The organism is Aureimonas sp. CAS (genome assembly GCF_059838215.1).
Genome location: NZ_CM187563.1, coordinates 503,563 through 528,690, shown reverse-complemented (window position 1 = coordinate 528,690; position 25,128 = coordinate 503,563). Strand labels below are relative to the sequence as shown.

The 25,128-nt window shown below is 69.6% G+C and carries 24 protein-coding genes and 1 riboswitch; of the genes, 10 read left to right on the top strand and 14 right to left on the bottom strand.

The annotated features are described in order from the left end of the window. The first annotated feature begins 85 nt into the window (after window positions 1-85). Window positions 86-970 carry a tetratricopeptide repeat protein gene (locus AC6R2M_RS02430; RefSeq protein ID WP_500487456.1) on the top strand — a complete coding sequence of 295 codons (885 nt, stop codon included), beginning with the start codon at window positions 86-88 and terminating at the stop codon, window positions 968-970. A gap of 198 nt (window positions 971-1,168) precedes the next feature. Continuing rightward, on the top strand, window positions 1,169-1,711 hold the full coding sequence (locus AC6R2M_RS02425) for a DUF992 domain-containing protein (protein WP_500485155.1): 543 nt from the start codon (window positions 1,169-1,171) through the stop codon (window positions 1,709-1,711). Window positions 1,712-1,787: 76 nt separating this feature from the next. Here AC6R2M_RS02425 and AC6R2M_RS02420 read toward each other — a convergent pair whose 3' ends face one another. Genes AC6R2M_RS02420 through AC6R2M_RS02405 form a run of 4 tightly spaced genes read right to left on the bottom strand, consistent with a single transcriptional unit; the run spans window position 1,788 to window position 5,124 of the window. After that, on the bottom strand, window positions 1,788-3,191 hold the full coding sequence (locus tag AC6R2M_RS02420; RefSeq protein ID WP_500485153.1) for an NAD(P)(+) transhydrogenase (Re/Si-specific) subunit beta: 1,404 nt from the start codon (window positions 3,189-3,191) through the stop codon (window positions 1,788-1,790). Window position 3,192: 1 nt separating this feature from the next. Beyond that, entirely contained in the window at window positions 3,193-3,615 is a 423-nt protein-coding gene (locus AC6R2M_RS02415) for a proton-translocating transhydrogenase family protein (protein ID WP_500485151.1), read from the bottom strand. Continuing rightward, on the bottom strand, window positions 3,615-4,829 hold the full coding sequence (locus AC6R2M_RS02410) for a Re/Si-specific NAD(P)(+) transhydrogenase subunit alpha (RefSeq protein WP_500485149.1): 1,215 nt from the start codon (window positions 4,827-4,829) through the stop codon (window positions 3,615-3,617). The genes AC6R2M_RS02415 and AC6R2M_RS02410 overlap by 1 nt, the downstream gene beginning before the upstream one ends. Before the next feature lie 43 nt (window positions 4,830-4,872). Beyond that, window positions 4,873-5,124, bottom strand: a complete 252-nt coding sequence (locus AC6R2M_RS02405; RefSeq protein WP_500485147.1) for an aa3-type cytochrome c oxidase subunit IV — start codon at window positions 5,122-5,124, stop codon at window positions 4,873-4,875. 163 nt (window positions 5,125-5,287) lie between these two features. On the opposite strand from AC6R2M_RS02405, the gene AC6R2M_RS02400 reads away from it, so the two are divergent. Then, window positions 5,288-5,551, top strand: coding sequence for a hypothetical protein (locus tag AC6R2M_RS02400; RefSeq protein ID WP_500485145.1), 264 nt, complete (start codon window positions 5,288-5,290; stop codon window positions 5,549-5,551). Window positions 5,552-5,631: 80 nt separating this feature from the next. Here AC6R2M_RS02400 and AC6R2M_RS02395 read toward each other — a convergent pair whose 3' ends face one another. Continuing rightward, entirely contained in the window at window positions 5,632-6,195 is a 564-nt protein-coding gene (locus AC6R2M_RS02395; RefSeq protein WP_500485143.1) for a type 1 glutamine amidotransferase domain-containing protein, read from the bottom strand. A 146-nt stretch (window positions 6,196-6,341) separates the two neighbouring features. Beyond that, complete coding sequence (locus tag AC6R2M_RS02390) at window positions 6,342-6,890, bottom strand: regulatory protein RecX (RefSeq protein WP_500485141.1); 549 nt, start codon at window positions 6,888-6,890, stop codon at window positions 6,342-6,344. A 107-nt stretch (window positions 6,891-6,997) separates the two neighbouring features. Here AC6R2M_RS02390 and AC6R2M_RS02385 point away from each other — a divergent pair, with 107 nt between their 5' ends. Further along, window positions 6,998-7,744, top strand: a complete 747-nt coding sequence (locus AC6R2M_RS02385) for a gamma-glutamyl-gamma-aminobutyrate hydrolase family protein (RefSeq protein ID WP_500485139.1) — start codon at window positions 6,998-7,000, stop codon at window positions 7,742-7,744. 18 nt (window positions 7,745-7,762) lie between these two features. Here the strand turns inward: AC6R2M_RS02385 and AC6R2M_RS02380 are convergent, their stop codons facing one another. Further along, a complete protein-coding gene (locus AC6R2M_RS02380; RefSeq protein WP_500485137.1) occupies window positions 7,763-8,815 on the bottom strand; it encodes a nickel/cobalt transporter in 1,053 nt (350 codons plus the stop codon). Then, the gene (locus AC6R2M_RS02375) at window positions 8,812-9,471 is read right to left on the bottom strand and encodes a DUF1007 family protein (protein ID WP_500485135.1); all 660 of its coding nucleotides are present in this window, start codon (window positions 9,469-9,471) and stop codon (window positions 8,812-8,814) included. The genes AC6R2M_RS02380 and AC6R2M_RS02375 overlap by 4 nt, the downstream gene beginning before the upstream one ends. Before the next feature lie 216 nt (window positions 9,472-9,687). Between AC6R2M_RS02375 and AC6R2M_RS02370 the strand changes: the two genes are divergently transcribed. Both AC6R2M_RS02370 and AC6R2M_RS02365 read left to right on the top strand, forming a co-directional pair. Beyond that, window positions 9,688-10,794 carry an acyl-CoA dehydrogenase family protein gene (locus AC6R2M_RS02370; protein ID WP_500485133.1) on the top strand — a complete coding sequence of 369 codons (1,107 nt, stop codon included), beginning with the start codon at window positions 9,688-9,690 and terminating at the stop codon, window positions 10,792-10,794. Continuing rightward, window positions 10,791-12,176 (top strand): PIG-L family deacetylase, encoded by a 1,386-nt coding sequence (locus AC6R2M_RS02365; protein WP_500485131.1) that lies wholly within the window; start codon window positions 10,791-10,793, stop codon window positions 12,174-12,176. The genes AC6R2M_RS02370 and AC6R2M_RS02365 overlap by 4 nt, the downstream gene beginning before the upstream one ends. A gap of 1,160 nt (window positions 12,177-13,336) precedes the next feature. On the opposite strand, the gene AC6R2M_RS02360 is transcribed toward AC6R2M_RS02365, so the two are convergent. Continuing rightward, a complete protein-coding gene (locus AC6R2M_RS02360; protein WP_500485129.1) occupies window positions 13,337-14,533 on the bottom strand; it encodes a pyridoxal-phosphate-dependent aminotransferase family protein in 1,197 nt (398 codons plus the stop codon). Between the two features lie 84 nt (window positions 14,534-14,617). Here AC6R2M_RS02360 and AC6R2M_RS02355 point away from each other — a divergent pair, with 84 nt between their 5' ends. Further along, window positions 14,618-17,530: an FAD-binding and (Fe-S)-binding domain-containing protein gene (locus AC6R2M_RS02355; protein WP_500485127.1), complete on the top strand. Its 2,913-nt coding sequence runs from the start codon at window positions 14,618-14,620 to the stop codon at window positions 17,528-17,530. Continuing rightward, window positions 17,527-18,210 (top strand): GntR family transcriptional regulator, encoded by a 684-nt coding sequence (locus AC6R2M_RS02350; protein ID WP_500485125.1) that lies wholly within the window; start codon window positions 17,527-17,529, stop codon window positions 18,208-18,210. Before AC6R2M_RS02355 ends, AC6R2M_RS02350 begins: the two co-directional genes overlap by 4 nt. On the opposite strand, the gene AC6R2M_RS02345 is transcribed toward AC6R2M_RS02350, so the two are convergent. Beyond that, the gene (locus AC6R2M_RS02345) at window positions 18,207-18,701 is read right to left on the bottom strand and encodes a MarR family winged helix-turn-helix transcriptional regulator (protein ID WP_500485123.1); all 495 of its coding nucleotides are present in this window, start codon (window positions 18,699-18,701) and stop codon (window positions 18,207-18,209) included. The two genes, AC6R2M_RS02350 and AC6R2M_RS02345, sit on opposite strands and share 4 nt — an antisense overlap. Window positions 18,702-18,815: 114 nt before the next feature. Between AC6R2M_RS02345 and AC6R2M_RS02340 the strand changes: the two genes are divergently transcribed. Continuing rightward, complete coding sequence (locus AC6R2M_RS02340; protein WP_500485121.1) at window positions 18,816-19,529, top strand: DUF1428 domain-containing protein; 714 nt, start codon at window positions 18,816-18,818, stop codon at window positions 19,527-19,529. A gap of 4 nt (window positions 19,530-19,533) precedes the next feature. Continuing rightward, window positions 19,534-20,316 (top strand): VOC family protein, encoded by a 783-nt coding sequence (locus AC6R2M_RS02335; protein WP_500485119.1) that lies wholly within the window; start codon window positions 19,534-19,536, stop codon window positions 20,314-20,316. A 7-nt stretch (window positions 20,317-20,323) separates the two neighbouring features. Here the strand turns inward: AC6R2M_RS02335 and AC6R2M_RS02330 are convergent, their stop codons facing one another. From AC6R2M_RS02330 to AC6R2M_RS02315, 4 genes are all read right to left on the bottom strand, one after another. Continuing rightward, complete coding sequence (locus AC6R2M_RS02330) at window positions 20,324-20,608, bottom strand: hypothetical protein (RefSeq protein WP_500485117.1); 285 nt, start codon at window positions 20,606-20,608, stop codon at window positions 20,324-20,326. A gap of 42 nt (window positions 20,609-20,650) precedes the next feature. Continuing rightward, a riboswitch (SAM-I-IV-variant riboswitch) is annotated at window positions 20,651-20,754 on the bottom strand. 85 nt (window positions 20,755-20,839) lie between these two features. Beyond that, a complete protein-coding gene (locus AC6R2M_RS02325; protein ID WP_500485115.1) occupies window positions 20,840-22,291 on the bottom strand; it encodes an NAD-dependent succinate-semialdehyde dehydrogenase in 1,452 nt (483 codons plus the stop codon). 105 nt (window positions 22,292-22,396) lie between these two features. Continuing rightward, a complete protein-coding gene (locus tag AC6R2M_RS02320; RefSeq protein WP_500485113.1) occupies window positions 22,397-24,142 on the bottom strand; it encodes an ABC transporter permease in 1,746 nt (581 codons plus the stop codon). Then, the gene (locus AC6R2M_RS02315) at window positions 24,135-25,115 is read right to left on the bottom strand and encodes an ABC transporter substrate-binding protein (protein WP_500485111.1); all 981 of its coding nucleotides are present in this window, start codon (window positions 25,113-25,115) and stop codon (window positions 24,135-24,137) included. Before AC6R2M_RS02315 ends, AC6R2M_RS02320 begins: the two co-directional genes overlap by 8 nt. Window positions 25,116-25,128: the final 13 nt, after the last annotated feature.

Genomic DNA, 25,128 nt, shown 5'->3' with positions numbered 1-25,128 from the left:
CGTCGCGGCCCCTATCCTGACACGCCCGAGGGTGCGTCGGCCGACCCGCGGGAACCCAGCCGGAGGACAACGAAGCGTGACGTTCATCGCCCCCCACGAGAGCCCGAACCCGCGCCCCGCGTTGCGGCGCGCAGCCTTCGTCTCCGGCCCTCTCCTCGCCGCTCTCCTTCTGTCGGCCTGCCAGTCGACGGGCGGTGCGACGGGCCCGGGCCTATCCCAGGTGATCAGCCTCGATCAGGCGCAGGGATCCGAGCAGAACATCGCATCCCTGACGGCGGCGGTGAACGCCGATCCGCAGAACCCCGAGCCCTACAACGTGCGCGGCAGCGCCTATGCGCGCGGTGGCAACAACCAGCAGGCCATCGCCGATTTCACCCGCGCGATCGAGCTCGACCCGAACTTCCACCAGGCCTACGCCAACCGGGCGCTGGTGTTCCGCGCCATGAACGACAATGTCCGCGCGGTCGAGGACTACAACCGCGCGATCCAGATCAATCCGAACTACGCCACCGCCTATATCGGACGGGGCAACATCTACCGGACGGCGGGCCGCAACCGCGAGGCGCTGTCGGACTTCCAGCGCGCCATCGATCTCAACACGACCGACCCGCGCGCCTATCACAATCGCGGCCTGCTCTATCAGATCGACGGCCAGCACCGGCAGGCGATCGAGGACTTCTCGGCGGCGATCGCGATCAACGCCAACGCGCCGGAGCCCTACTCGGGACGGGCGATCTCCTATCTCGCGCTGAACAACGTCCAGGACGCGCGCCAGGACATCAACCGCGCGCTGCAGCTCGACCAGAACCGCGCCGAGTTCTGGGTCAATCAGGGCATCATCCTGGAGGCCGCGGGCGGCGAGGCGCAGCGCGTTCGCGCGGCCTATTCGCGGGCGGCACGGCTCGACCCCAATTACGCGCCCGCCCGCGAGGGGCTGAGGCGGATCGGCGTCAGCCAGACCCCGAGCTGATCAGGATCGCGCGACGACGGCCGCGTTTCGGGCCGGCTCCGGCCGGTCCGGGATCGTCGATGAGCGTCGCGCGCGGGGGCCGCACCGGCCCCTTCCTGTTGCCTTGCAACATTTTTTGCGTGTCCGGCGGAACCATCCTGCAACCGGAAGCCTCCTGTCTTGTTCTGTGATCAGACGGAAATTGCAGGAGAATTCACCATGAAGACCCGCCTCGCCTCGCTTCTCGCCGCAGGCTTCCTCGCCGCTTCCCCGCTCGCCGCACCGGCGGCGAACGCGCAAGCGGGCGTGGAGCTCGGCCTCCTCACCTGCCAGAGCGAAGGATCGATCGGCTTCGTTCTCGGCTCCTCGGAAAACTTCGCCTGCCACTTCGCGCCGGCCAACCGCGCCGCGGCCGACGAGGTCTATGTCGGCACCTTCGACACGGTCGGCGTCGACATCGGCGTGACCGGGCCGAAGACGCTGCGCTGGCTCGTTCTTTCCGCCGCCTCGGACGCGGCGGGTCCGGGCGTCCTGACCGGCCGCTATACGGGCGCGACGGCGAACGCCTCGGTCGGCATCGGCGCCGGCGTCAACGTGATGGTCGGCGGCTTCCAGCGCTCGGTCGTGCTCCAGCCGGTCAGCGTGCAGGCTCAGGAGGGTCTGAATGCCGCGGCCGGCATCACGTCCTTCCGCCTCGCCGCCGTCTCCGCGGCCTATCCGACGCCGGAAGCGGCGGGCGTGCCGAACGTCATCGTGCGCTGACATCCCGCGCCACCACCGGACATGAAAAAGGGGCGCTCGCGGGCGCCCCTTTTTCGTCAGTCCGAGGCCTGCCCGATCAGTGCGCCATCGCCTTGTTGATGTCCTCGACCATCTTCTTGGCGTCGGCGAAGAGCATCATCGTGTTGTCCTTGTAGAACAACGTATTGTCGATGCCGGCATAGCCGGAGCCGAGCGAGCGCTTGATGAAGAGGCAGGTCTGCGCCTGATCGACGTTGAGGATCGGCATCCCGTAGATCGGCGAGGCCTTGTCGTCGCGCGCCGCCGGGTTGGTGACGTCGTTGGCGCCGATGACGAAGGCGACGTCGGTCTGCGAGAACTCGGAGTTGATGTCCTCGAGCTCGAAGACCTCGTCATAGGGAACGTTGGCTTCGGCCAGCAGCACGTTCATGTGCCCCGGCATGCGGCCCGCCACCGGATGGATCGCGTACTTCACCTCGACGCCCTCCTTCTTCAGGAGGTCCGCCATCTCGCGCAGCGCGTGCTGGGCCTGCGCCACCGCCATGCCGTAGCCCGGCACGATGATGACGCGCGAGGCGTTCTTCATGAGATAGGCCGCGTCGTCCGCCGAGCCCTGCTTCACAGTGCGGTCGCCGAGGTCCTGCCCGCCCGCCGCATTGGCGTCGTCGCCGCCGAACCCGCCGAGGATGACCGAGACGAAGCTCCGGTTCATGCCCTTGCACATGATGTAGGACAGGATGGCGCCCGAGGAGCCGACGAGCGCGCCGGTGATGATGAGCGCCAGGTTCTGCAGCGTGAAGCCGATGCCGGCCGCCGCCCAGCCCGAATAGGAGTTCAGCATCGAGACGACGACGGGCATGTCCGCCCCGCCGATCGGCACGATCAGGAGGACGCCCAGCGCCAGCGACGCGAGCACGATCAGCCAGAAGGCGAGCGAGCTGCCCGTCGCCGAGAAGACGATGACGAGAACGAGGATGAAGGCGCCGAGCCCGAGATTGATCAGGTGGCGCGAGGGCAGCATGATCGGCTTGCCGCTCATTCGCCCGTCGAGCTTCAGGAAGGCGATGACCGAACCGGTGAAGGTGATCGCGCCGATGCCGGCGCCGATGGCCATCTCGACCAGGGCCTGGGTGTGAATGTGGCCGACCGTGCCGATGCCGATGGCCTCGGGCGCATAGAGCGCCGCGGCGGCCACCATGACGGCGGCGAGGCCGACCAGCGAGTGGAAGGCCGCCACGAGCTGCGGCATGGCCGTCATGGGGATCGAGCGCGCCACATAGGCGCCGATGCCGCCGCCGAGCGCCACGCCGAGCACGATGATCAAAAGCCCGCCGAAGGAGGGCGAGGCGAGCAGCAGCGTGGTGAGCACGGCGAGGCCCATGCCCGCCATGCCGAAGATGTTGCCCTGCCGCGAGGTCGTAGGATGCGACAGGCCCCGCAGCGCCAGGATGAACAGGACGCCCGAGACGAGGTAGAGGAAGGCCGCGAAGCTCTCCGACATCTTAGCGGTCCTTCTTCTTGTACATCGCCAGCATGCGCTGGGTGACGAGGAAGCCGCCGAAGATGTTGACGCTCGCCAGCACCAGCCCGATGAAACCGAAGGTCGTGGCGAGCCCGGACGCGGAGATGCCCACGGTGAGCAGCGCGCCGACGATGATGACCGAGGAGATGGCGTTGGTGACGCTCATCAGCGGCGTGTGCAGCGCGGGCGTCACCGACCAGACCACGTAGTAGCCGACGAAGATCGCCAGCACGAAGATCGCGAAGTGGAAGACGAAGGGATCGACCGCGCCGACGCCCAGCGTGTCGGACGCGAGGATCGCCTGTTCCACCGCGACCGATTCGATGTCGGTGCGGGCCTGCGAGATCGCGGCGGCGGCGGCGTCGAGCGCCGCGCGCGCCGAATCGAGGGACTCGGATTCCATCAGGCCTCTCCTCCACCGTCCGCGGCGCCGGCCGCCGCATCGTCGCTCTGGTCCGGCTTGGCGCTCGCAGGAGCCACCGGGGCGGGATCGGCCTTGGCGAAGGCCGGATGGACGACGCGTCCGCCGTGGGTCAGCGCCGTAGCCTTCTGCAGCTCCTCGGAGAGGTCGAGCTTGAGCGACTTCGTCTCCTTGTCGATCATGGTCTCGAGGAAGGCCGAAAGATTCTTGGCGTAGAGCAGCGATGCCGTGGCGGCGATGCGGCCCGGCACGTTCAGATGCCCGACGATCTTCGCCGGCCCGACCTGAGCGACCTCGCCCGGCACCGCGCCCTCGACATTGCCGCCGCGCTCCACGGCCAGATCGACGATGACCGAGCCCGGCTTCATCGATTCCACCATCGCCCTGGTGACGAGGCGCGGCGCGGGGCGTCCCGGGATCAGGGCCGTGGTGATCACGACGTCCTGCTTGGCGATGTGCGAGGCGGTGAGCTCGGCCTGTTTTTTCTGGTATTCGGCCGACATCTGCTTGGCGTAGCCGCCGGCGGTCTCGGCCGCCTTGAACTCGTCGTCCTCGACCGCGATGAACTTCGCGCCGAGCGATTCCACCTGCTCCTTGGCCGCCGGGCGCACGTCCGTGGCGGTGACGACGGCGCCCAGGCGCCGCGCGGTGGCGATCGCCTGGAGGCCCGCCACGCCCGCGCCCATCACGAAGACGCGCGCCGCCGGAACGGTGCCGGCCGCGGTCATCATCATCGGGAAGGCGCGGTCGAACTCGGCCGCCGCGTCGAGCACCGCCTGATAGCCGGCGAGATTGGCCTGGGACGACAGGACGTCCATCACCTGCGCGCGGGTGATGCGCGGCATGAACTCCATGGCGAAGGCGGTCAGGCCGGCCTCCGCCATGGCCTCGACGTCACCCTCGTTGCCGTAAGGGTCCATGATCGCGACCACCACGGCGCCGCGCGGGTAGGACGTCGCCTCCCCGACGCTCGGACGGCGCACCTTCAGGACCACTTCGGCCTGGGCGGCATCCTCGGCGGACCCGATCGAGGCGCCCGCCGCCTCGAAGCCCGCGTCCGGAATGCGCGAGGCGTCGCCGGCTCCGCTCTCCACAGTCACCGTGGCTCCGAGGCCGACGAGCTTCTTGACCGTATCGGGCGACGCCGCGACGCGCGTCTCGCCCCCCTCCCGCTCGCGCGGTACGAAAATCTTCATCCGAACACCCCCCTCGCCGCCGGACCCCTGGACAGTGGCGCGTCTAGCCGATCAGCGGCGACGAAGCCGAGCTTCCCAGGAAGAAGGACAGGATCAACCCGCTCGCGACGAAGGCGAAGAGGCTTCCCAGAATGCCCCAGCCGGCGATGAAATAGGCCAGCATGCCGAGCAGGACCGCGGCGACGAAGATCGAGCCGTACTTCACGAGGCCGAGGAAGCGCGCATAGGTCTTCTCGTGCTCGGCATAGTCCATCTTGGCGTAGGTGATGGGTTCGTTCCGGTACTCTTTCGCCAATGCACCCTCCGTCGGCCGAACTCGTCCCTCGTCCATATACGAAAGCGCCGCGCGCGAGCAACGCATTCCGGCGAAAGCGAGGCAGCGGCCCACGGACCGAAACCGGAACTCCTGTCCGTCTCCGCCTGTTGCTCGGTCAGACGAACGAGGACAGGAGGCCGACATGGCCGACGAGACCAAGAACCGACGCGACGACGCAGCGCTCGACGCCAATCTCAGCGTGCTGGGCGACGAGGGCAAGGAGCCTCACGTCGGGCGCGTGGGATCGGCGCCGCGCCCGCAGGAGGGCGCCGACATGGAGGAGGTGCTCGACAAGGGGCAGGCCGGCCCGGGCGACGGCAATCTCGACCTGGAGAGCCAGCGGGCGGCGCGCGAGGCCGCCGCGGAGAACGCGGCCAGCTACGGCAAGACGCCGACCTCGCGCTGAGCGAAACGGAATCGCGAACCGCACATGCAGGAAGGGGCGCCGACGGCGCCCCTTCTCGTTTCACTCGGAGAGCAAGCGGATCAGGCCGCTTCGCGCTTCTCGTGGCGGCCTTCCTCGACCTCCTCGATGATCTTCGAGATGAAGGCGGGCAGGTCGTTCGGGTTGCGCGAGGTGATGAGCGCCTGGTCGGTGACCACCTCCTCGTCGTGCCATCGGCCGCCGGCATTCACGATGTCGGTCTTGATCGACTTGTAGGAGGTGACGTCGCGGCCCTTCACGACGCCCGCCTCGACCAGAAGCCACGGGCCGTGGCAGATCGCGGCCAGCGTCTTCTTGGTGTTGTAGAAGTCGTGGACGAACTTCACGGCCGTTTCGTCGGCGCGCAGCACGTCCGGGTTGATCTGGCCGCCCGGCAGGACGAGCGCGTCGTACTCGGACACGTTCGCGTCCTTGACGAGGCGGTCGACCTTGACCGAGTCGCCCCAGTCGGTTTCGTCCCAGCCCTTGATCTCGCCTTCCTTGATGGACAGGACGTGAACGGTCGCGCCGGCCTCGCGAAGCTTCTCGAGCGGCTGGACGAGCTCGGACTGCTCGTAGCCGTCGGTGGCGAGAATGGCGATCTTGGCCTGGCTGATGCTCGGCATGGAATGCCTCCTTGTCGTTCGGGACGAATCGCCGAGCGCGGCACATCGAAGGCCTTCGCTGAGATTCGTCCGTTTCGGGGTCGGGCGGGAAACGGCCGCAGCCGGAGCCGGTTCCTGCGATGGCGCGCCGCAGCCCGGGCCGAAGCTTAGCCGGCCAAGGGATCCTGCGCCTCCCCGTCGATCGTGGCGGCGGCGAGTGCGAAGCTGAAACCCTGCCGCATCATGGCCGCAACGTCCCGGTCGCGCTTCTCCGTCCGGTCCCGCGTGCGGTGCGGGCCGAGCCTGCGGCGCCTCGCATAGGCGCGCGCGGCCTCCGCCTCGTCCGTCTCGTCGGCGGCCATGGCGGCGGCGGCCGTCTCGCGGTCGACGCCCTTGGCGGCGAGCTTGGCGTTCAGCTGCGCCTTCGAGGCGCCTCGGCGGCGAAGGCTCGCGACCTTGGCCTCGGCGAAGGCCGCGTCGTCGATCAGCTTGAGCTCCAGGACCTTCGCCACCGTCTCCGCGACCAAGGGCAGGAAGGCTGCCGGGTCCTCGCCGCGCTCTCGCGCTCGCCGCAGGATCTTGCGCTCCAGAACGCGCGCGAGGTTGCCGCTGGATGAGGCATAGCGCTCCAGATAGTGGACGGCGGCACGGAACAGATAGTCGCGCGTCACCGGTCCGGGCTTGCGCCGCTCGCGCTTGGCTGGCTCTTCGCTCATGCCGTCCCTATCGCTCAGAACGCGCTCCCCTTGCAAAGCCCCTCCCCGATCGCCCGCGGCCGGGTTATGGGACGCATCGGCATTCGAAGCACAAACCGGACATGCTGATGGCCAAGCCCCTCCTCGTCGCCGTTCCCGCCGACATTCGCGACTTCGAGAACTATCGCTGGCATGCGAGCCCCGACACCTATCTGAAGGCCGCGCTGAACGTCGCGGGCGTCGTGCCGGTGATCATCCCGGCGCTTCAGGGCATCGACGTCCGAAACGTCCTGTCGGGGTTCGACGGCGTGCTCACCACGGGCTCGCGCACCAATGTCCATCCTTCGCGCTACGGCACGGCGGCGAGCGAGGCGCACGAACCCTTCGACGAGGCGCGCGACGCCCTTTCGGAGGCGATGATCCGGGCCGCGATCGACCTCGGCCTGCCGCTCCTCGCCATCTGCCGCGGGCATCAGGAGCTGAACGTGGCCCTCGGCGGTTCGCTCGCCACCGAAATCCAGGAGATCGAGGGGCGCGACGATCATCGTGCGCCCGAGCATCCGGAGATGGACGAGCGCTTCGCCATCCGCCAGCGCGTGCTCGTGGAGCCGGACGGACGGCTGCAGGGGATCGTCGGCGCGCGCGAGCTGCAGGTGAACTCGCTGCACCGCCAGGCCATCGACCGGCTCGCCGAGCCTCTGCGCGTGGAGGCGCGGGCGCCGGACGGCACGATCGAAGCGGTGTCCCACGCCGCGTCCGCGAGCTTCTGCCTCGGCGTCCAGTGGCACCCCGAGTATTTCGCGGAAAGCGATCCGGCCTCCGCCGCCATCTTCCGCGCCTTCGGGGATGCCTGCCGCGCTACGGCGGCGGACTGAGCAAGAAGGCCGCCGCGCCTACAGCGGCAGCTGGGTGCTGCCGAGAAGCAGCGCGATGCCGAGGACGAGCAGCAAAAGCGCTCCGGCGATCTCGATGGCGTCGCGAACGATCGTGGCGCGCCGTCCGCCGAGCCGCATGGCCGCGTCCTTGGAGAAGACCGCGAGGCAGGCGAGCGCGGAGACCGTGATCGCGGTGCCGAGCGCCATGGCGAGGACGGACAGGACCCCCGCAAGATAGAGCCCGTTCACCAGCGAGAAGGTGAGGACGACGATGGCGCCCGAGCACGGGCGAAGGCCGACCGCCAGAACGGCGGAGGCGGCAGACCGGAGACCGAGCCGCTCGCCGCCGAGCCGGCTGGGATCGGCGATGTGGGCGCGGCCGCAATCGCAGTCGTCCGCATCGTCCTGGCAGATGTCGGCGGAAAAGCCGCCCGACGCCGCGCGCATGATGGGCGCGGAGCGGGCCTGTCCCCCGGCCGCGTCGGCGAAGGCAAGGCCGCCCGTCGCGCCGGAGGCACGGGCCGGCGCGAAGGCAGGCAGCGGCCGGCGCCGTGCGACGGAGACCGCCTTGGCGACGAGAAGCCAGGCGCCGAAGGCCGCGACGAGGGCGTAGGAGCCGAGCTCCAGCCAGCGCCCGGCCTGCGTCATGGTGATCGACGAGCCGCGCAGGAGCCACCAGCCGGTGCCGACGAGGAGGAGCGCCGTCAACGCCTGGAACAGGGCGGAGACGAAGGACAGAAGGACGCCGCGCCGGAGCTGGACCTCGTTCGCCAGCATGTAGGTCGAGATGACCGCCTTACCGTGGCCGGGACCCGCCGCGTGGAAGACGCCGTAGGTGAAGGACAGGCCGACGAGCCACCACATTCCCGCCGAGCCGTTGCGGATGCCGACGAGGGCTTCGCGAAGGATCGAGAAGAAGGCCTGCTGCTGCGCCGCGATCCAGGTGAAGAACGCGCCCGAGCCGGGCGTGACCGCGACCTCAGCATTGCCGATGCCGAAGGGCGACTGCGCCAGCACCGGTGTCGCGGCGCACAGGAGCGCGAGGACGACGAAGGTTCGCGCGAGCCTCATCCGCAGCCGACCTTCAGCGTGGTGGAGAAGATCTGCGCCCATTCGACGCCGTCGTCCGGCACGCTCTGGTCGGGGTTCAGCATCGAGATCGAATCCATCCATTCCTGGGCGGCCGCATCCGGATCGGGCTCGTGGACCGCCTTCGTGCAGGCCGCCGGCATGTCCAGAAGCTCGAAGGCGCTTTCCCCCTCGAAGGAGAAGGCGACGAAGAAGCTGTCGTCGAAGACCGAGAAGGTCGCCGGGGTCGCCTTCAGGTCGAGCGGCTCCTTGGGCATCATCTCGAAGAACATGACCAGCTGGCCGTCCTGCATCAGCGTGCGGATCGCGTCCGGCGGGTTCATCGGAACGTCGCGTCCGTCCACCTCGACGAAGGTGTAGAAGCCCCATTCGGCGATGGATTCCTTCACCACCGCGCCGACCGCCGCGAGCTCGTCCGCGTCGAGCTGGCCGTCGGCGTTCTTGTCGAAGTCGAAGAGGACGGAAGAGGAGAAGAGCTCGTCCATGCGCCAGACATTGCGCACGGAGGCGAGTCTGCCGTCCGGCGTGCCGACGATCTCCATCCGCGATTCGGCGAAGACGTGCGGATGCGCCAGAGCCTCGCCGGCCCAGAGGGCCGCCGGCAGCGCCAGCGCACAGGCAAGGGACTTGGTCTTCAAGGCGGGCTCCCCGTTCCCCTCGCCTATAACCCGCGAAGATGGGCTGAACTTTGAACGGTCGCCGCGTTCGCGTCCGATCGCGCCCGTGGACCTTCCGTCGCAGGCGAAATCACGGTTCGGTGTTCGGCGGACCGCCATGCTAAGGCAACCGGCGACTGAGACCCTTTCGGATCGCGGGGGGCGCCCTGCGCCGACCCATGAAAGGCTGACGAGCGTTTGTCCACCGACCCCGGCTTCGAGACCCGTTTCACCCAGCATCCGCTCGTCGCAGAGATCGACGAGGCCGCCGCCACGGCCGCCGAGGACGATCCCCGCCCCTTCCTCGACATCCTGCGGCGCCACGCGCTCACGCTTCGATTCGTCACCGCGACGCCGGACGGAGGCTTCGCCTATTCGGCGCCCTGGCGCGAGGCGCTGGGCTGGCTGTCCGCGATCGGCGGCGCGGACCTTTCGACCGCGCGGCTGCTCGAAGGCCATCTCAACGCCCTGCAGCTCGTCGCCCTCTACGGGACGGCGGCACAGCAGAAAGAAACGCTGGACAAGGTGCGTGACGGCGCCTTCCTGGGCGTTTGGGGCGCCGATGGGGCCGAGCCGGCACGCCTCGTGCGGGCCGAGGCCGGGCGCGCGGTCCTGACCGGCACCAAGCGCTATGCCTCCGGCGTCGGCGTCCTCGACCTCGCCGTCGTCCCGGTCCCGGACGAGGACGGCGCGCAGCAGCTCCTGCTCCTGTCCGTCGACGAGCCCGAGCGCGCCGACGTGTCGTCCTGGAACCACCGGGGCATGCGGCGCACGCTTTCGGGAACCTACGATTTCGGGGGGCTGACTGTAGCGCCGGAGGACCGGCTCGGGGCGCCGGGCGACTATGCGCGCGAGCCCTACTTCGTCGGCGGCATCTGGCGCTGCGCGGCGGCCCAGCTCGGTGCCCTCGAGGCCATCGTCACCCATGTGGTGCGCGGCCTTCACGCCAGCGGACGCGACGCCCATCCGCTTCAGACGGCCCGGATCGGGACCGCCATCCTGAAAGGGCGAACCGCCCGGCTCTGGGTCGAGGACGCTGCGTCCCGCATCGAGACGCTGCCCGAGAGCCCTGCCGAGGACATCAGGCGCGCGGTCGCCCTTTCCGCCTTCGCACGGCTTGGCGTAGAGGCGGCGTCCATGGAGATCATCGATCTTGCCGAGCGCGCCCTCGGCCTCGGGTCCTTCGCGGCCGCACACCCGGTGGAAGCTCTGACGCGCGACCTTTCGGTCTATATCCGGCAGGCCAATCCCGACGCTGTCCTCGCCGAGCACGGCCGGGTGCTCGCCAGGGATCTCCTGCCGTGAGCACGATCGCCGAATGGCGCGAGCGGATGAAGTCCGCGCCCGTCGCCGATCCGATCCGGCTGATCGGCGAGGGCGCGCTCGTCGTCCTCGCACCCCATCCCGACGACGAGACGATCGGCTGCTCGTCCCTGCTGCTCGCCTGCGCCGAGGCGCGACGCGCGGTCGCCGTCGTCGCGCTCACCGACGGCGAAGGGTCGCATCGCGGCTCCGCCCTCACCCCGCCGCTGAAACTCGCCGAGATCCGGCGCACGGAGCAGGAGGCGGCGGTCGCCTGCCTCTACGGCGAGGGCGCGGAGTGGCTGAGGCTGAGCCTGCCCGACGGCGCGAGCGCGCGCTCGCCCCGGCTGATCGACGCGGTGGAGAGCGTCGCGGCCCTGTGCCGACGGCTCGGGGCGAGCGCGCTCGCCGCGCCTCACCCGGACGATCCGCATCCCGACCATCATGCGGCGGCGGCAATCGCCCACGCGGTCCGCGATCGGCTGCCCGCTTTGCGGCTCCTGAACTACGAGGTCTGGTCGCGGCGCCTGACGGACGAGACGCCGTTCCGGCGCGAGGGGCTGACGCCCTTCCGCCTGCCGACCGACATTCGGGCCAAGCGGGCGGCGCTGCAGGAGCACGCGAGCCAGCTCGGCCGCGTGGTGACCGACGACCCCGAAGGCTTCGCGCTGCCGGACTGGTTCCTGGCCGAAATGGAGGAGCCAGCCGAGCCCTTCTCATGGGCCGCCATGCCCGGCGAGGTTCCGGGCCCGGAGCATTTCGCGCGGCTCTACGCAGACGACGGCGACCCCTGGCACGTCCGATCCTCCGCCTACGAGCGCGGGAAGCGCGAGGCCGCCCTCGCCATTCTCGGCTCCCGCCGCCACGCCCGTGCGCTCGAAGCGGGCTGCGGCGAAGGTCATCTGACCGGCGCGCTGGTCTTGAGCGGACTGGCGGACGAGGCGGTGGGCATCGACCGGGAGCCCTCCATCGTCGAGCGTGCGGCGAACCGCGGCTTCGGGCCGGCGGCGCGCTTTGCGGTGGGGAGCCTGCCGCACGATCTGCCGGACGGCCCCTTCGACCTCGTCGTGTTCTCCGAAATCCTCTACTTCCTGCGCGAGCCCGAACTGGACGCTTTGGCGGAGGGTCTGAAAGCCCGCGTGGAGGACGGAGCGAGCATCCTTCTGGTCTCCTATCGCGGGCCCACCGGCACGCCTCTGTCAGGAACGGATGCGGCGGACTTTTTCATCGCGCGGCTGGGGCAGGACGTCAGGAGCCTGGCGACGTGGGAGGAACCTGAGTACCGGTTGGATCTCCTGCAATGGCGCGGTGGCGACGCCGAAGCTCCGGCAGATGGCGCCGCAAGTCCGACAAATGAAGGCGCCGCCGCTCCAGACGTGGGCTGAAATCTTCGGCCGTGCCCCAGGCGCCGGGTCCGCCGGCCTCGGCAAGCTCCCCCGCCGCCTTCGGATCGAGTCCGAGGTCGAGGAGAAGGCGAAGTCGGTCCCGAGGCTCGCCGGCCGACAGGAAGGCGCGCCGCGTTTCCAGACGCAGGAGAAGCGTCTGCGGCGGCTCCAGCAGTTCGTCGACCAGCGGGTCCTCTTCGGTGCGCTCGCGCAGAAGTTCGTCGGCCAGCCCGCCGCGCGCGCGGCCGTCGAGCCGGCAGGAGGTCCAGACCAGCGCCTCGTCGGAATATCGGATGCGCAGCCCATGCGTCTGGCAGAGGCGGCGGAGCGCGCGATCCTCGGCGAAGGGCGGCGTCGGCAGGCCGCCGACCCGCCGATAGGCCTCGGACCGGATCGCGAAATTGGCGCCGCCGACATTGCCGTGATGGGGCCAGGGATTGTCCGGATCGGGATCGATCAGCGCCGCGAGGTGACGCGACAGGCGCCGATAGTCGCGCACGACCCTCTGCTGCTCGGGATCGGCGGCGGGCAGACGCTCCATCTCCTCCGGGTGGAAGCCGATCGCGCCGCAGACGAGATCGAAGCCTGCCGCTAAGGCACGCGCATAGGCCTCTCGAAGGCCCGGACGCACGATCGTGTCGCCGTCGAGCGAGAGGAGGTGGGCGGACGGCGTCAGCGCGTGCGCCACATCCATCGTCAGCCGCCGCGCCTTGGGCGCGGTGCCCTCGCCCGGAGCCCACACGCCGTCGAGGAGGAGCCAGGGGCGCCGAGCGCGAGCCAGAGCCGCATAGGCCCGTGCCGCCGTGTCGTCGCGGCAATTGTTGGCGAAGATCACGATCCCGTCGCCGGGGCGCAACTCCTCGTCCGCGGCTCGGACGCAGGCTTCGATGCGCTCGGCCTCGTCGCAGGCGGGAATGCAGGCGACCAGACCGCTTCGTCCGAAGGGTTCGGCATCGCCCTTCGCTGCGAGGGAAACGAGCCCGTCGGGACGTGCGATCGGAAGGCTGCCGGCGAGGTCCGTCGTCATGACGCGGCGTCCGAAGGAGCGGGCGGGCGGGCGGAGCGCCCGATCGTCCTGTCGGTCGTGACCTACTCCTCCGCTGCCGACACGCTCAACCGCTATTCGGATAGCCTGACAGGCAAGTTTCCCGATGGCGTCCTCAGGACGCGCGAGCCTTGGCGTGGCCGGCGAGAACCTCCATCGCCGCCTGCACGCCGCCGGTGCGGTGCGGGACGCCGGCGAGGCCGAGGCTCATCTCCACGCCGGCCAGAGCGCCGAGGATCGTCAGATCGTTGGTGTCGCCGAGATGCCCGATCCGGAAGACGCGGCCCGCGAGCTTGGTGAGCCCGGTGCCGAGCGAGATGTCGAAATTCTCCAGCGCGATCCGCCGGAAGCGGTCGGCGTCGTGGCCCTCCGGCATGATGAGCGCGGTCAGGGAGGAGGAATGGTGCTCCGGCACCCTGCACAGGATCTCCAGTCCCCAGGCCCGAGCCGCCGCCCGCGTCGCCTCCGCATGGCGGTCGTGGCGGGCGAAGACCGCGTCCAGCCCCTCCTCCTCCAGCATGTCGAGGGCGGTATCGAGCCCGTAGAGGAGGTTGGTCGCGGGCGTGTAGGGGAAGAAGCCCTGGTCGTTCGGCCCGACCATCTCCTCCCAGGACCAGAAGAGCTTGGGCGAGCGTGAGGCCTTCGCGGCCGCCATCGCCTTTTCGGACACCGCGTTGAAGGAGAGGCCCGGCGGCAGCATCAGGCCCTTCTGCGAGCCCGCGACGGTGACGTCCACGCCCCATTCGTCATGCTCGTAGTCGATCGAGCCGAGCGAGGAGATGGTGTCGACGAGAAGCAGGGCGGGATGGTTGGCCGCATCGATCGCACGGCGGACGTCGGCGACGGGCGAGACGCAGCCGGTCGAGGTCTCGTTGTGGACGACGCAGACCGCCTTGATCTCGTGGCCCTTGTCCTCCCGAAGGCGCGCGCCGATCGCCTCGGCATCGGCACCCGTGCGCCAGTCGGACGAGATGAACTCCGCCTTGATGCCGACCTTTTCCGCCAGACCCCGCCAGAGGGTGGCGAAATGGCCGGTCTCGAACATCAGCACCTTGTCGCCCGGCGACAGCGTGTTGACGAGAGCGGCCTCCCAAGCCCCCGTCCCCGAGGCGGGGAAGATGAAAACCCGGCCCCGCGTCTTGAAGACGCCCTTCACCCGCGCCAGCACGCGCTTTCCCAGACGCTGAAACTCCGGTCCGCGGTGATCGATGACCGCTTGCGCCATGGCCGAGAGGATCCGGTCGGGCACCGGCGTCGGCCCGGGAATCTGCAGGAAGTGGCGTCCCGCGACGCGCGCCGAATTGGTGACCATGACCTTCTCCTCCGATGTGTCGCTTGCAAAAATGAATTATGAATGCAATTTTTGTCAAGCGACGATCTGGGGAGGAGCGCGGCGATGACGGCACTGGAAGAAAAGCTGCGCCGGGAGCGCGTCGGCGACGTCCTCTTCGACGCCTTCAGCCGAGGCCGCTATTCGACGGACGCCTCGCACTACCAGATGACGCCGCAGGGGGTCGTCGTGCCCCACGATCGCAACGGCGCGCGTCGCGCCATCGCCATCGCGCGGGAGGCCGGCGTTCCGGTCACCTTTCGCGGCGGCGGAACCTCGCAATGCGGGCAGACGATCAACGAGGGCCTCGTCGTCGACTGCTCCAAGCATCTCAACAGGATCGTCTCGCTCGACGTCGAGGCGCGGACCTGCGTCGTCGAGCCGGGTATCGTCCTCGACGAGCTGAACCGCCAGCTGAAGCCGCACGGCCTCTGGTTTCCGGTGGACGTCTCCACCGCGTCGCGCGCGACCATCGGCGGCATGACCGCCAACAATTCCTGCGGCGGGCGCTCGCTGCGCTACGGGACGATGCGCGACAACGTGCGCTCCATCGACGCGCTCCTCGCCGACGGGACGGACGCCCATTTCGGACCGCTGGCCAGCAATCGCGACCCCCGCCCGCCCATGGCCGAGGCCCTTCTGAGGCTGGGCGCGCGCACGGCCGCCGACGTCGCGAACCGCTTTCCGAAGGTGCAGCGGCGCGTCGGCGGCTACAATCTGGACGCCCTCTCTCCCGCCACGCCCGACCGCAACCTCGCCCACATCCTCGTGGGCTCGGAGGGCACCCTCGCCTTCTTCGACCGGATCGAGCTGAAGCTCTGGCCCCTGATGGGCAAGCGCGTCGTCGGCGCGTGCCATTTCGGCAGCTTCCGCGCCGCGATGGACGCCGCCCAGCACCTCGTCACCCTAAAGCCCATCGCCATCGAGCTGGTCGATCGCACCCTGATCGAGCTGGCGGGCGACATCGCGATCTTCCGTCCGACGCTGGAGCGCTTCGTGAAGGGGCGACCGGAGGCGGTGCTTCTGGTCGAGTTCGCCGAGGAGAGCGAGGCGGAAAACGCCGCCAAGCTCGTTCAGCTCGAGGCGCTGATGGGCGATCTCGGCTTCGGCTGGGACCGCGAGCCCGACCGCTGGGGCGGCGTCGTGCCCGTCGCGGACGCCGGTCTCCAGGCCGCGGTCTCCGACGTGCGCACGTCGGGCCTCAACATCATGATGTCGATGAAGGAGGAGGGAAAGCCGATCTCCTTCGTCGAGGACTGCGCCGTCCCGCTGGAGCATCTCGCCGAATACACGAGCGCGCTCACCGAGGTCTTCGAGCGCCACGGCACGCGGGGCACATGGTACGCCCATGCCTCCGTCGGCTGCCTGCATGTGCGCCCGGTCCTCAATCTGCGCCTCGATCAGGATCTGAGGGCCATGCGCGCCATCGGCGAGGAGGCCTTCGAGCTGGTGCGCCGCTTCAAGGGATCGCATTCGGGCGAGCACGGCGACGGCATCGTGCGCTCCGAGTTCCACGAAGCCATGTTCGGGCCGCGCATCGCGCGCGCCTTCGAGGAGGTGAAGGACAGCTTCGACCCAGAGGGCCTGCTCAACCCCGGCAAGATCGTGCGCGCCCCGAAATTCGACGACCGGCGCGTCATGCGCTTCGGGCCGAACTACAAGCCGCAGCCGGTCAAGGCCGCGCTCGACTGGAGCGGATATCCCGGCGTCGGCGGCGGACTGCAGGGCGCGGCCGAGATGTGCAACAACAACGGCGCCTGCCGGAAGCTCGCGGGCGGCGCGATGTGCCCGAGCTACCGCGTGACGCGCAACGAGCGGGACGTGACGCGCGGGCGGGCCAATTCGCTGCGCCTCGCCTTGACCGGACAGCTCGGAAAGGACGCGCTCGCCTCCGACGAGATGGCCGAGACGCTGAAGCTCTGCGTCTCCTGCAAGGCCTGCCGGCGCGAATGCCCCACCGGCGTCGACATGGCGAAGATGAAGATCGAGGTGAACGCCGCGCGCGCCAAATCGCGCGGCCACACGCTGCAGCAGCGTCTGGTCGGCTGGCTGCCGCGCTACGCCGCCCTCGCCTCCCGCCTTCCCTTCGCGGCCAATGCGCGCGACCGGCTGCCGGGCGCCGCGCGCCTTTCGGAGAAGCTGGCGGGCCTCAGCGCCCGGCGCAGCCTTCCGCGCTTTCGCCGCGACGCCTTTCGCGATCCCGCGGGTCCCAGCGGCCCGGCCGAGGGGCGCGAAGTGGTCCTCTTCGCGGACACCTTCAATCGCTGGTTCGAGCGCGAGAATCTCGACGCCGCGCTGGCGGTGCTGAAGGCGGGCGGGTACCGGATCCACGTCCTCGCCCCCGGGAAGGGCGGCCGGCCGCTCTGCTGCGGGCGGACCTTCCTCTCGGTCGGGGCGGTGGAGGAGGCGCGCACGGAAGCTCGGCGCGTGATCGAGGCCTATGCGCCCTTCGCCGCGCGCAAGGTCCCGATCGTCGGGCTCGAGCCGAGCTGCCTTCTGACGCTGCGCGACGAGTTCGCCAGCCTCCTGCCCGGACCGGAGACCGAGGCGATCAAGGAGGCGGCCCGGCTCCTGGAAGAGTTCCTGGCGCGCGAGATCGCGGCGGGGCATCTTTCCCTGCCGCTGAAGGCGGTGGGCAAGAAGGCGCTCCTTCACGGCCATTGCCATCAGAAGGCGTTCGGGGCCATGGGTGCGGTCGAGACGGTCTTGCGGGCGATCCCGGAACTGGAGGTCGAGACGGTGGAATCGAGCTGCTGCGGCATGGCGGGCGCCTTCGGCTACGCGGCCGACACGATCGACGTCTCGCTGGCGATGGGCGAGCTCTCGCTCCTCCCGGCCATGCGAAAGGCCAACGCCGACACCATCCTCGTCGCCGACGGCACCTCCTGCCGCCACCAGATCAAGGACGGCGCGGCACGGGAGGCCGTGCACGTGGCGCGGGTCCTCGCCATGAGCCTGAACGCCGAGGCGCGCGCTTGAGAGCGGCGCAGGCCCCGTCCGGCATCGCGCGCCGCTCCCTTCACGAGGAGGTAGCCGAAGCCCTGCGCGAGCTCGTTCTGTCGGGCGAGCTTGCGCCCGGCAGCCGGCTGAACGAGATGGAGCTGACCGCCCGTTTCGGCATCTCGCGCACGCCCTTGCGCGAGGCGATCAAAGTGCTGGCGCGCGACGGGCTGGTCGATCTCCTGCCCCAGCGCGGCGCGCGCGTCGCCTCGATCTCGCTGAACGAGATGGAGGAGATGATCGAGGTGGTGGCCGCGCTGGAGGGCAGCGCGGCGGAACTCGCGACCCGCGCCATGACGCCGGAGACGCTCGCCGCGATCGAAGACGCCCATGCCGAGATGGTGGCCGCCTTCGAGGCCGGCGACGAGGCGCTGTATCTGGCCCGCAACGAGGCGATCCACGACCTCCTGATGGAGGCGAGCGGCAACCGCACCCTTCTCGATCTCTACCGGAACTTCACCGGCCGCATCCAGCGCGCGCGCTATTCGGCGCCCAAGACGCCCGAGCAATGGGCGCAGGCCGTCGCGGACCACGAGGAAATGCTGGTCCTTCTGAAGGCCGGCCGGGCCGAGGGGCTGGCCGACCTCATGCGCGCCCATGTGCGCGGCAAGAAGGTGGTGATCGCCGCCGCGCTGGCCGGCGAGCGGCCAGGCACCTAGCTCTTTTCCGGCCTCGGCGCCTCCAGGAAGGCGTTGAGGTCGTCGCGAAGCCGGTTCGCGTCGCGCCCGAAATCGGCCTCGATCGCCTCGTGCGTCGCCGTCCAGATCGGGGCCGCCTGCGCCAGAAGCGCCCGCCCCTTCTGCGTCAGATGAAGCCGCCGGGCGCGCTTGTCCTTCTCGTCGGCCTTCACCTCGACCAGCCCCTCGCGCTCGAGCGGCTTCAGATTGGCCGTCAGCGTCGTGCGGTCCATGGCCAGAAGCCGCGCCACCGAGCCGAGCGTCGGCGCCTGCGGCCGGTTCAGTGAAATCAACGCCGAGAACTGCCCGCTCTTCAGCCCGACCGGGCGCAGCGCCTCGTCGAAGCGACGCGAGATCGCCCGCGCCGCGCGCTGGGTGTGAAGGCAGAGGCAGTGGTCCCGGACGAACAGCGTCGTCGCGAAGGGCACCGGCGGAGGAGCGTTCTTACCGGCTGAAACACAGGAATTTGACATGGACCTATTATGTTGATATCAACCTAAAAGTCAAGGTTTCGTCGGGCGTTGTCTCCGCGTTCGGAGACCCGTGAGCCCTCCGCGCCGAATCGGAAGAACCCAGGGAGACCAGACATGACGATTATCGTGGGATGCGTGAGCCCCGTTCAGGCGGGCCGGCGCGAGCGCTTCATCGAGCAGGCGAGAGGTTCGGCGCCCTTCTTCAGGGAGTTCGGCGCGACCGAGGCGGTCGATGCCATCGGCGACGACGTGCCGCGCGGTCAGGTGACCGATTTCTACCGCGCGGTCGCGGCCGGGGACGACGAGATCGTCGCCTTCGGCTGGATGGCCTTTCCCGACGAAGCGTCCCGCCTGGAAGCCGAGAAGGCGATGATGGAGGACCCGCGAATGGACATGTCCGACATGGCCTTCGACGGACAGCGGATGATCTTCGGCCGGTTCGAACCGGTCGTCGACGAAGGGCCGGGCGGACGCGCCGGCTATGTCGACGGCTTCGTCCTCGCCGTGCCGAGCGCGAACCGGGAGGTCTTCATCCGGCACTGCCTCGCCGCCGCCCCGCTCTTTCTCGAGAACGGCGCGACCCGGCACGTCGAATGCTGGGGCGTGGACGTGCCGGAGGGCAAGGTCACCGACTTCCGTCGAGCCGTTCAGGCCAGGGACGACGAGACCGTCTGCTTCTCCTGGATCGAGTGGCCGGACAAGGAGACGCGCGACCGGGGCCAGGCAAAGGTGTTCTCGCAGATGGAGACGGCGATGGCGGACGATCCCATGCCCTTCGACGGCAAGCGCATGATCTTCGGCGGCTTCCAGATCGTTTCGGGGGCGTGAGATCATGGGCGCGAGCAACGGCAAACCGGTCTGGTACGAGCTGATCTCGCCCGACAACGGCAAGGCGTCCGCCTTCTACACGCATGTCCTCGGCTGGGCGGTTTCTCCGCCGCGGGCCGGTCTCGACCGGGACTACAGGGTCGCGGAAGCAGGCGGCTGCGGCGTCGCCGGTCTGGTGCAGGCCGGGGGCGCAGGCGCGCCCCGGCACTGGTTCGTCTATTTCGGCACAGACGACGTGGACGGCACCGCCAAGAGCGCGGCGGAGGCCGGAGGCGCGGTCCATCTGCCGCCGACGGACATTCCCGGCATCGGGCGCTTCGCCTTCCTCGCCGACCCGCAAGGCTCGATGTTCTACCTTCTCCACGGTGCGAGCGAGGCTGAAAGTCGAGCCTTCCTGCCCATGGCCGGCACGGACGCCGAAATCCCGCAGGGCCACGCGGTCTGGAACGAGCTGACCACCCCGGATCCGCAGGCCGCGATCGGCTTCTACGGCGCGGTCCTCGGCATCCGACAGGAGGGCGCCATGCCGATGGGTCCGCTCGGCGACTATTCCTTCCTTCATGCCGGCCATGACGCCATCGGTGCCGTGATGGGCCTGACGGAGGGCGGGCAGCCGGGCTGGCTGGTCTATTTCGCGGTCGACGACATCAATGCCGCGCTTGCGCGCCTGCGCGAAGCCGGAGGTTCGGTTCTCGCCGGCCCCGACGAGATCCCGGGCGGCAGCCATTCGGTCGTCGCAGCCGACGACCAGTCGATCCGCTTCGGCCTCGTCGGGCCGCGCCGCTGATCGTCCGTCAGGCCGCGCGCGCTTCAGTATTCTCGATCTCGAAGACCTTCAGCGCCCAGGAAACGAGGGTCGCGCGCGCGTCGCCGGGCGCGACGCGCTCCAGGTGGAAGGTGCGTTCGGCGCGCTCGTCGCGCCGGTAGACATGGGTCCATTCCCCGCCGGCGCGGTGGACCACGATCCAGATCCCGCCGCCGCGCCGAGTGCTCCGCATCGCCCCGCCGACCGCACCGAGATACAGGACCTCGTCGCCCTCGCGGGCGATGGGAAGACAAGGGAAAGAGGAGTTCGCCATGACGCTCGATCTGCCTTTCGGCGGAGAGACGTCTGTCATGTGGCGGAGCCCGATGGTTGCCGGAACGGCCACATCCTCCTTGCGGAGCGCCACCTTGCTCGGGAGCAGGTTGGCGTCGGACGTCGATCCGACTCTTGATGCTGGAAGCGCCCTTAGCACGCGCGCGCCGCGCGCTTCAAGTCCGGTGCCGGCGAAGGCGGGACGACGCCCCTCCCCGCCGGCTCCTCATCGTCAGGCCGGAACCTGCGTCACGAACTTCGTGACCAGATAGGCCTCGATCGCCTCCGAGCCGCCCTCCGTGCCATGGCCGGAATCCTTGATCCCGCCGAAGGGCACCTCGGGCAGCGCGAGGCCCATGTGGTTGATCGTGGTCATGCCCGCCTCGATGCGCTGGCCGAGGGCGTAGGCCGTCTCGGCCGAGCCGGTATAGGCGTAGGAGGCGAGGCCGAAGGGCAGCCGGTTCGATTCCGCAATGGCCTCGTCGAGCGTGGAGAAGCGGTTGAAGACCGCCACGGGGCCAAAGGGCTCCTCGTTCATGATGCGCGCGTGCAGCGGCACGTCGGACAGCACGGTCGGCTCGAAGAAATTGCCCTTGTTGCCGATGCGCCGGCCGCCCGTGCGCAGCTTGGCGCCCTGCTCGACCGCGTCGCGCACGAGGCCTTCCAGCGCGGGAACGCGACGCTCGTTGGCCAGCGGCCCCATCTCGATGCCCGGCTCCAGCCCGTTGCCGACCTTCACCGCCTCGGCCGCTTGCGTGAACGCGTCCACGACCTCCTCGTAGACGCCGTCCTGCACGAGGAAGCGCGTCGGCGAGACGCAGACCTGCCCGGCATTGCGGAACTTGGAGGCGGCGAGCTGCGTGACCGCCTTCTTCACGTCGGCGTCCTCGAAGATGATCGCCGGGGCGTGGCCGCCAAGCTCCATCGTCGCGAGCTTCATGTGGCGCCCGGCGAGGGCCGCGAGCTCCTTGCCGACCGGCGTCGAGCCGGTGAAGGATATCTTCCGGATCACCGGATGCGGGATCAGGTACTCGGAGATCTCGGCCGGAACGCCGTAGACGAGATTGACGACGCCCGCCGGAACGCCGGCGTCGGCGAAGGCGCGCACGAGTTCGGCCGGGGAGGCCGGCGTCTCCTCCGGCGCCTTCACGATGATGGAGCAGCCTGCCGCGACCGCGCCGGACAGCTTGCGCACGACCTGATTGATCGGGAAGTTCCAGGGCGTGAAGGCCGCGACCGGCCCGACCGGTAGCTTGTAGGCGAGCTGGGTAACGCCGGGGGCGCGGCCCGGAATGATCTGGCCGTAGGTCCGGCGCGCCTCTTCGGCGAACCATTCGATGATGTCGGCGCCGGCGAGGATCTCGACCTTCGACTGATCCACCGGCTTGCCCTGCTCGCGCGTCATGATCCGCGCGATGGCATCGCCCCGCTCGCGCAGGAGATCGGCCGCCCGGCGCATGATCTTCGACCGGTCGTAGGCCGAGGTCGCGCTCCAGACCTCGAACCCGCGCGACACGGCGTCGAGCGCGGCGTCGAGATCGGCCTTCGAGGCGTGCGCGACCTTGCCGATCGGCTCGCTCGTCGCCGGATCGACGACGTCGATCGTGCGGCCGTCGGCGGCGTCGCGCCATTCGCCGCCGATGAAGAGCTGCGTGTCCGGATAGGCCGGTGCGGTGTCAGACATGGGGAGGGTCCGTTTCAGCGGAAGGAAGCGGCGAGCGGGCTCCTTGCCCTGCCGACACCCCGCCATGTCAGCGCCGGGCCCTCCCCTGTCAAGGTCGTGCCCCGCTCAGTCGCGCCAGGGCAGCGTTCCCGGCGGCAGGCGGGTCGCCAGGCGATCGAGCGCGAGGGCGAGGAGGAGGACGAAGGCGATCGACACGGTCGAGATCGCCGCCGCGCCGGTCGAGTTTCCTTCGTACTGAAGCGAGAAGATCATGACCCCGACCGTCTCCACCCCGCTCGACCAGAGGAGCGCGGAGACCGTCAGCTCGTTGAAGGCCGTCATGAAGACGAGGAGACCGCCCGCCACCGCCGCGGGCGCGGCGAGCGGGGCGACGATGAAGGCGAGCCGCCGGAAGAGCCGCGCGCCCGCGACCCGGCCCGCTTCGTCCAGGGCCGGCTCGACCGAGCCGAGGCCGGAGGCGACCGGACGCAGGACGAGCGGGAGGAAGCGCGCCGCGTAGGCGAGGAAGAGGATCGTCGCCGTGCCGTAGATCGAGACGCCGATCAGCGGCAGCGGCGACAGGAAGACGAGGATCATCGCCAGCGCGAAGACGGTGCCGGGCACCACGAAGGGCATGTCGGCCAGGCCATGCAGGATTTGCGCGGCCCGCGAGCGGCGAAGGACGGCCAGATAGGCGAAGGGCACAGCCAGCACCATGGCGACGAGCGCGGCGGCCAGCGACAGCCAGAGCGAGTTGGCGAAGGCGCGCCGGATCGTCCCGCTGTCCAGAATGGTCGCGGCGTAGTTCTGCAGGCTCAGCGTCTCCAGCGTCAGACGCACGCCGACGGCGGGAATCAGAGAGGCCGCGACGAGCGCCAGGATCGGGGCGATGGCCGTAACGAGGATGGTGGCCCAGACGAAGAGATTGGCGGCGAGCGCCGCTCGCCCCCGCACGAGCGGACGAAGCCGTGCGCCGCTGGCGACGGGAACCTGGACGCGCTGCACGAAGGCCGCCCGCAGGAGGAGCGCCGCCGCCGCGACGAGAAGGAGGATCAGCGAGAGCGAGGCGACCTGCCCCATGACCGAAGGCCCGAAGCTCGCGAGCCGCTGATAGATCAGCGTCGTCAGCATCGGGAAGCGGCCGGGAATGCCCAGAAGCGCCGGCACGCCGAAATTGCCGATCGCGGCCGCGAAGGCGAGGATCGATCCCGCGAGGATCGCGGGCGCGGCCAGCGGCACGAGGATGTGCGAGACGATGCGCCCGGTGCGCACGCCCGCGACGCGCGCGGCCTCGACGAGATCCTGCGGCACGCCAGCGAGCGCGGCGCGCACGGCCAGGAACACGAAGGGCATGTGCTCGATGCCCATCAGAAGCGCGATGCCGCCGCCCGAATAGAGCGGGTTCGGCGTGCCGGGGGCGGGTGCGAGACCGAAAAGCCCCAGGACCGGGCTGGACGATCCGAACAGCTCGATCCAGGCAAGCGCGGTGATCTGCGAGGGAACAAGGAGCGGCGAGAGGATCAGGAAGGTCGCGCAGATGCGTGCCCGGATCGGAGCGAGGGTGACGCAGAAGGCCAGGGCCGTTCCGAGCAGCGCCGAAAGGGCGACGGCCGCCCCGGAGGCCGAGAGCGTGTTCCAGAAGGCCCGCTGCACGGCGCGGCTCGCCCAGCTCTCTCGAAGGGTTCCGAGCCATTCCCCCTCCCCGCCCGGCGACAACGCCTGCATGAGGAGACGGGCGAGCGGGAAGGCGCTGAAGACCCCGACGAGGATCGCCAGCCCCAGAAGCAGAAACGCCTCCCCGCGCAGGGCGGGAAGGCGGAGGACGCGGCGGCCGGGCGAGGTCGCGCCGGCCGACAGGGCCGTCTCAGCCACCGAAGAGGTCCGAGAACTGCATCTTGATCTCCTGGTCGTCCGCCAAGAGCTTACCGGAGTCGGTCGGCAGGATGGTCAGGCTCTCGACCGCCGGATAGCCCTCGGGCGGGGAGACGCCGTCGAGGATCGGGAAATAACCCTGCCCGACGGACTGCTCCTGCGCCGCGCGGCCGAGCTGCCAGTCCACGAAGGCCTGCGCCGCCTCCAGATTGTCGGTGCCCTTCACGATGGCGACCGGCTGGGTGATGGACGAGACGCCCTCCTCGGGGAACACGAAGTCGACCGGCGAGCCGTTCGCCTTGGCGTTCATCGCCATGAACTCGACGATGATGCCGAAGGGCTTCTCGCCGCGAGCCACCGCCTCGATGACGGTGCCGTTGCCCTGTCCGGCGACGGCGCCGCCGTCCGCCAGGGCCTCGTAGTAGTCCCAGCCGAATTCGGGCTGCTGGACCATCGTGCCGACATGGATGACGGCCGCCCCGGAATAGAGCGGGCTCGGCATGATGACGCCGGAGGCGATCTCGGGCCGGGTCAGCTCCGCCCAGGAGGACGGCGGCGTCTCGACGAGATCGGTGTTGTAGACGATGCCGGTCGTGATGAGCTTGGTGCCGAAGAAGGTGCGGTCGGGGTCGATCAGCTCGGCCGGAACGCCGTCGGTCGCGGCCTCGGCATAGGGCTCCAGCCGGTCCTCGTTCTTCAGCTGCGTCATGGCGACGGCGTCGGCGATGAGGAGGATGTCGGCTTGCGGGTTGCCGGCCGCGAACTCGGCCTGGAGCTTGGCCAGAAGCTCCGTCGTGCCGGAGCGGAAGATTTCCACCGTCACGTCCGGATAATCCCGGTTGAAGGCCTCGACCACCGCGTTCATCTGGTCGGTCGGCTGCGAGGTGTAGACCGTGATCGACCCCTCCTGCGCGGCGGCAACGCCCGTCAGCGCCGTCGCTGCGATGAGCGAAAGGGCAATGCGCTTGATCATCTCGTTCGTCTCC

Excerpts from the sequence above, each read along its gene's own strand:
- AC6R2M_RS02380 (WP_500485137.1), bottom strand. The coding sequence starts at position 8,815 with ATGAGGCTCGCGCGAACCTTCGTCGTCCTCGCGCTCCTGTGCGCCGCG.
- AC6R2M_RS02355 (WP_500485127.1), top strand. The coding sequence starts at position 14,618 with ATGACGGCACTGGAAGAAAAGCTGCGCCGGGAGCGCGTCGGCGACGTC.
- AC6R2M_RS02390 (WP_500485141.1), bottom strand. The coding sequence starts at position 6,890 with ATGAGCGAAGAGCCAGCCAAGCGCGAGCGGCGCAAGCCCGGACCGGTG.
- AC6R2M_RS02415 (WP_500485151.1), bottom strand. The coding sequence starts at position 3,615 with ATGGAATCCGAGTCCCTCGATTCGGCGCGCGCGGCGCTCGACGCCGCC.
- AC6R2M_RS02395 (WP_500485143.1), bottom strand. The coding sequence starts at position 6,195 with ATGCCGAGCATCAGCCAGGCCAAGATCGCCATTCTCGCCACCGACGGC.
- AC6R2M_RS02385 (WP_500485139.1), top strand. The coding sequence starts at position 6,998 with ATGGCCAAGCCCCTCCTCGTCGCCGTTCCCGCCGACATTCGCGACTTC.
- AC6R2M_RS02360 (WP_500485129.1), bottom strand. The coding sequence starts at position 14,533 with ATGGTCACCAATTCGGCGCGCGTCGCGGGACGCCACTTCCTGCAGATT.
- AC6R2M_RS02315 (WP_500485111.1), bottom strand. The coding sequence starts at position 25,115 with ATGATCAAGCGCATTGCCCTTTCGCTCATCGCAGCGACGGCGCTGACG.
- AC6R2M_RS02330 (WP_500485117.1), bottom strand. The coding sequence starts at position 20,608 with ATGGCGAACTCCTCTTTCCCTTGTCTTCCCATCGCCCGCGAGGGCGAC.
- AC6R2M_RS02340 (WP_500485121.1), top strand. The coding sequence starts at position 18,816 with ATGACGATTATCGTGGGATGCGTGAGCCCCGTTCAGGCGGGCCGGCGC.
- AC6R2M_RS02345 (WP_500485123.1), bottom strand. The coding sequence starts at position 18,701 with ATGTCAAATTCCTGTGTTTCAGCCGGTAAGAACGCTCCTCCGCCGGTG.
- AC6R2M_RS02335 (WP_500485119.1), top strand. The coding sequence starts at position 19,534 with ATGGGCGCGAGCAACGGCAAACCGGTCTGGTACGAGCTGATCTCGCCC.
- AC6R2M_RS02425 (WP_500485155.1), top strand. The coding sequence starts at position 1,169 with ATGAAGACCCGCCTCGCCTCGCTTCTCGCCGCAGGCTTCCTCGCCGCT.
- AC6R2M_RS02400 (WP_500485145.1), top strand. The coding sequence starts at position 5,288 with ATGGCCGACGAGACCAAGAACCGACGCGACGACGCAGCGCTCGACGCC.
- AC6R2M_RS02325 (WP_500485115.1), bottom strand. The coding sequence starts at position 22,291 with ATGTCTGACACCGCACCGGCCTATCCGGACACGCAGCTCTTCATCGGC.
- AC6R2M_RS02410 (WP_500485149.1), bottom strand. The coding sequence starts at position 4,829 with ATGAAGATTTTCGTACCGCGCGAGCGGGAGGGGGGCGAGACGCGCGTC.
- AC6R2M_RS02420 (WP_500485153.1), bottom strand. The coding sequence starts at position 3,191 with ATGTCGGAGAGCTTCGCGGCCTTCCTCTACCTCGTCTCGGGCGTCCTG.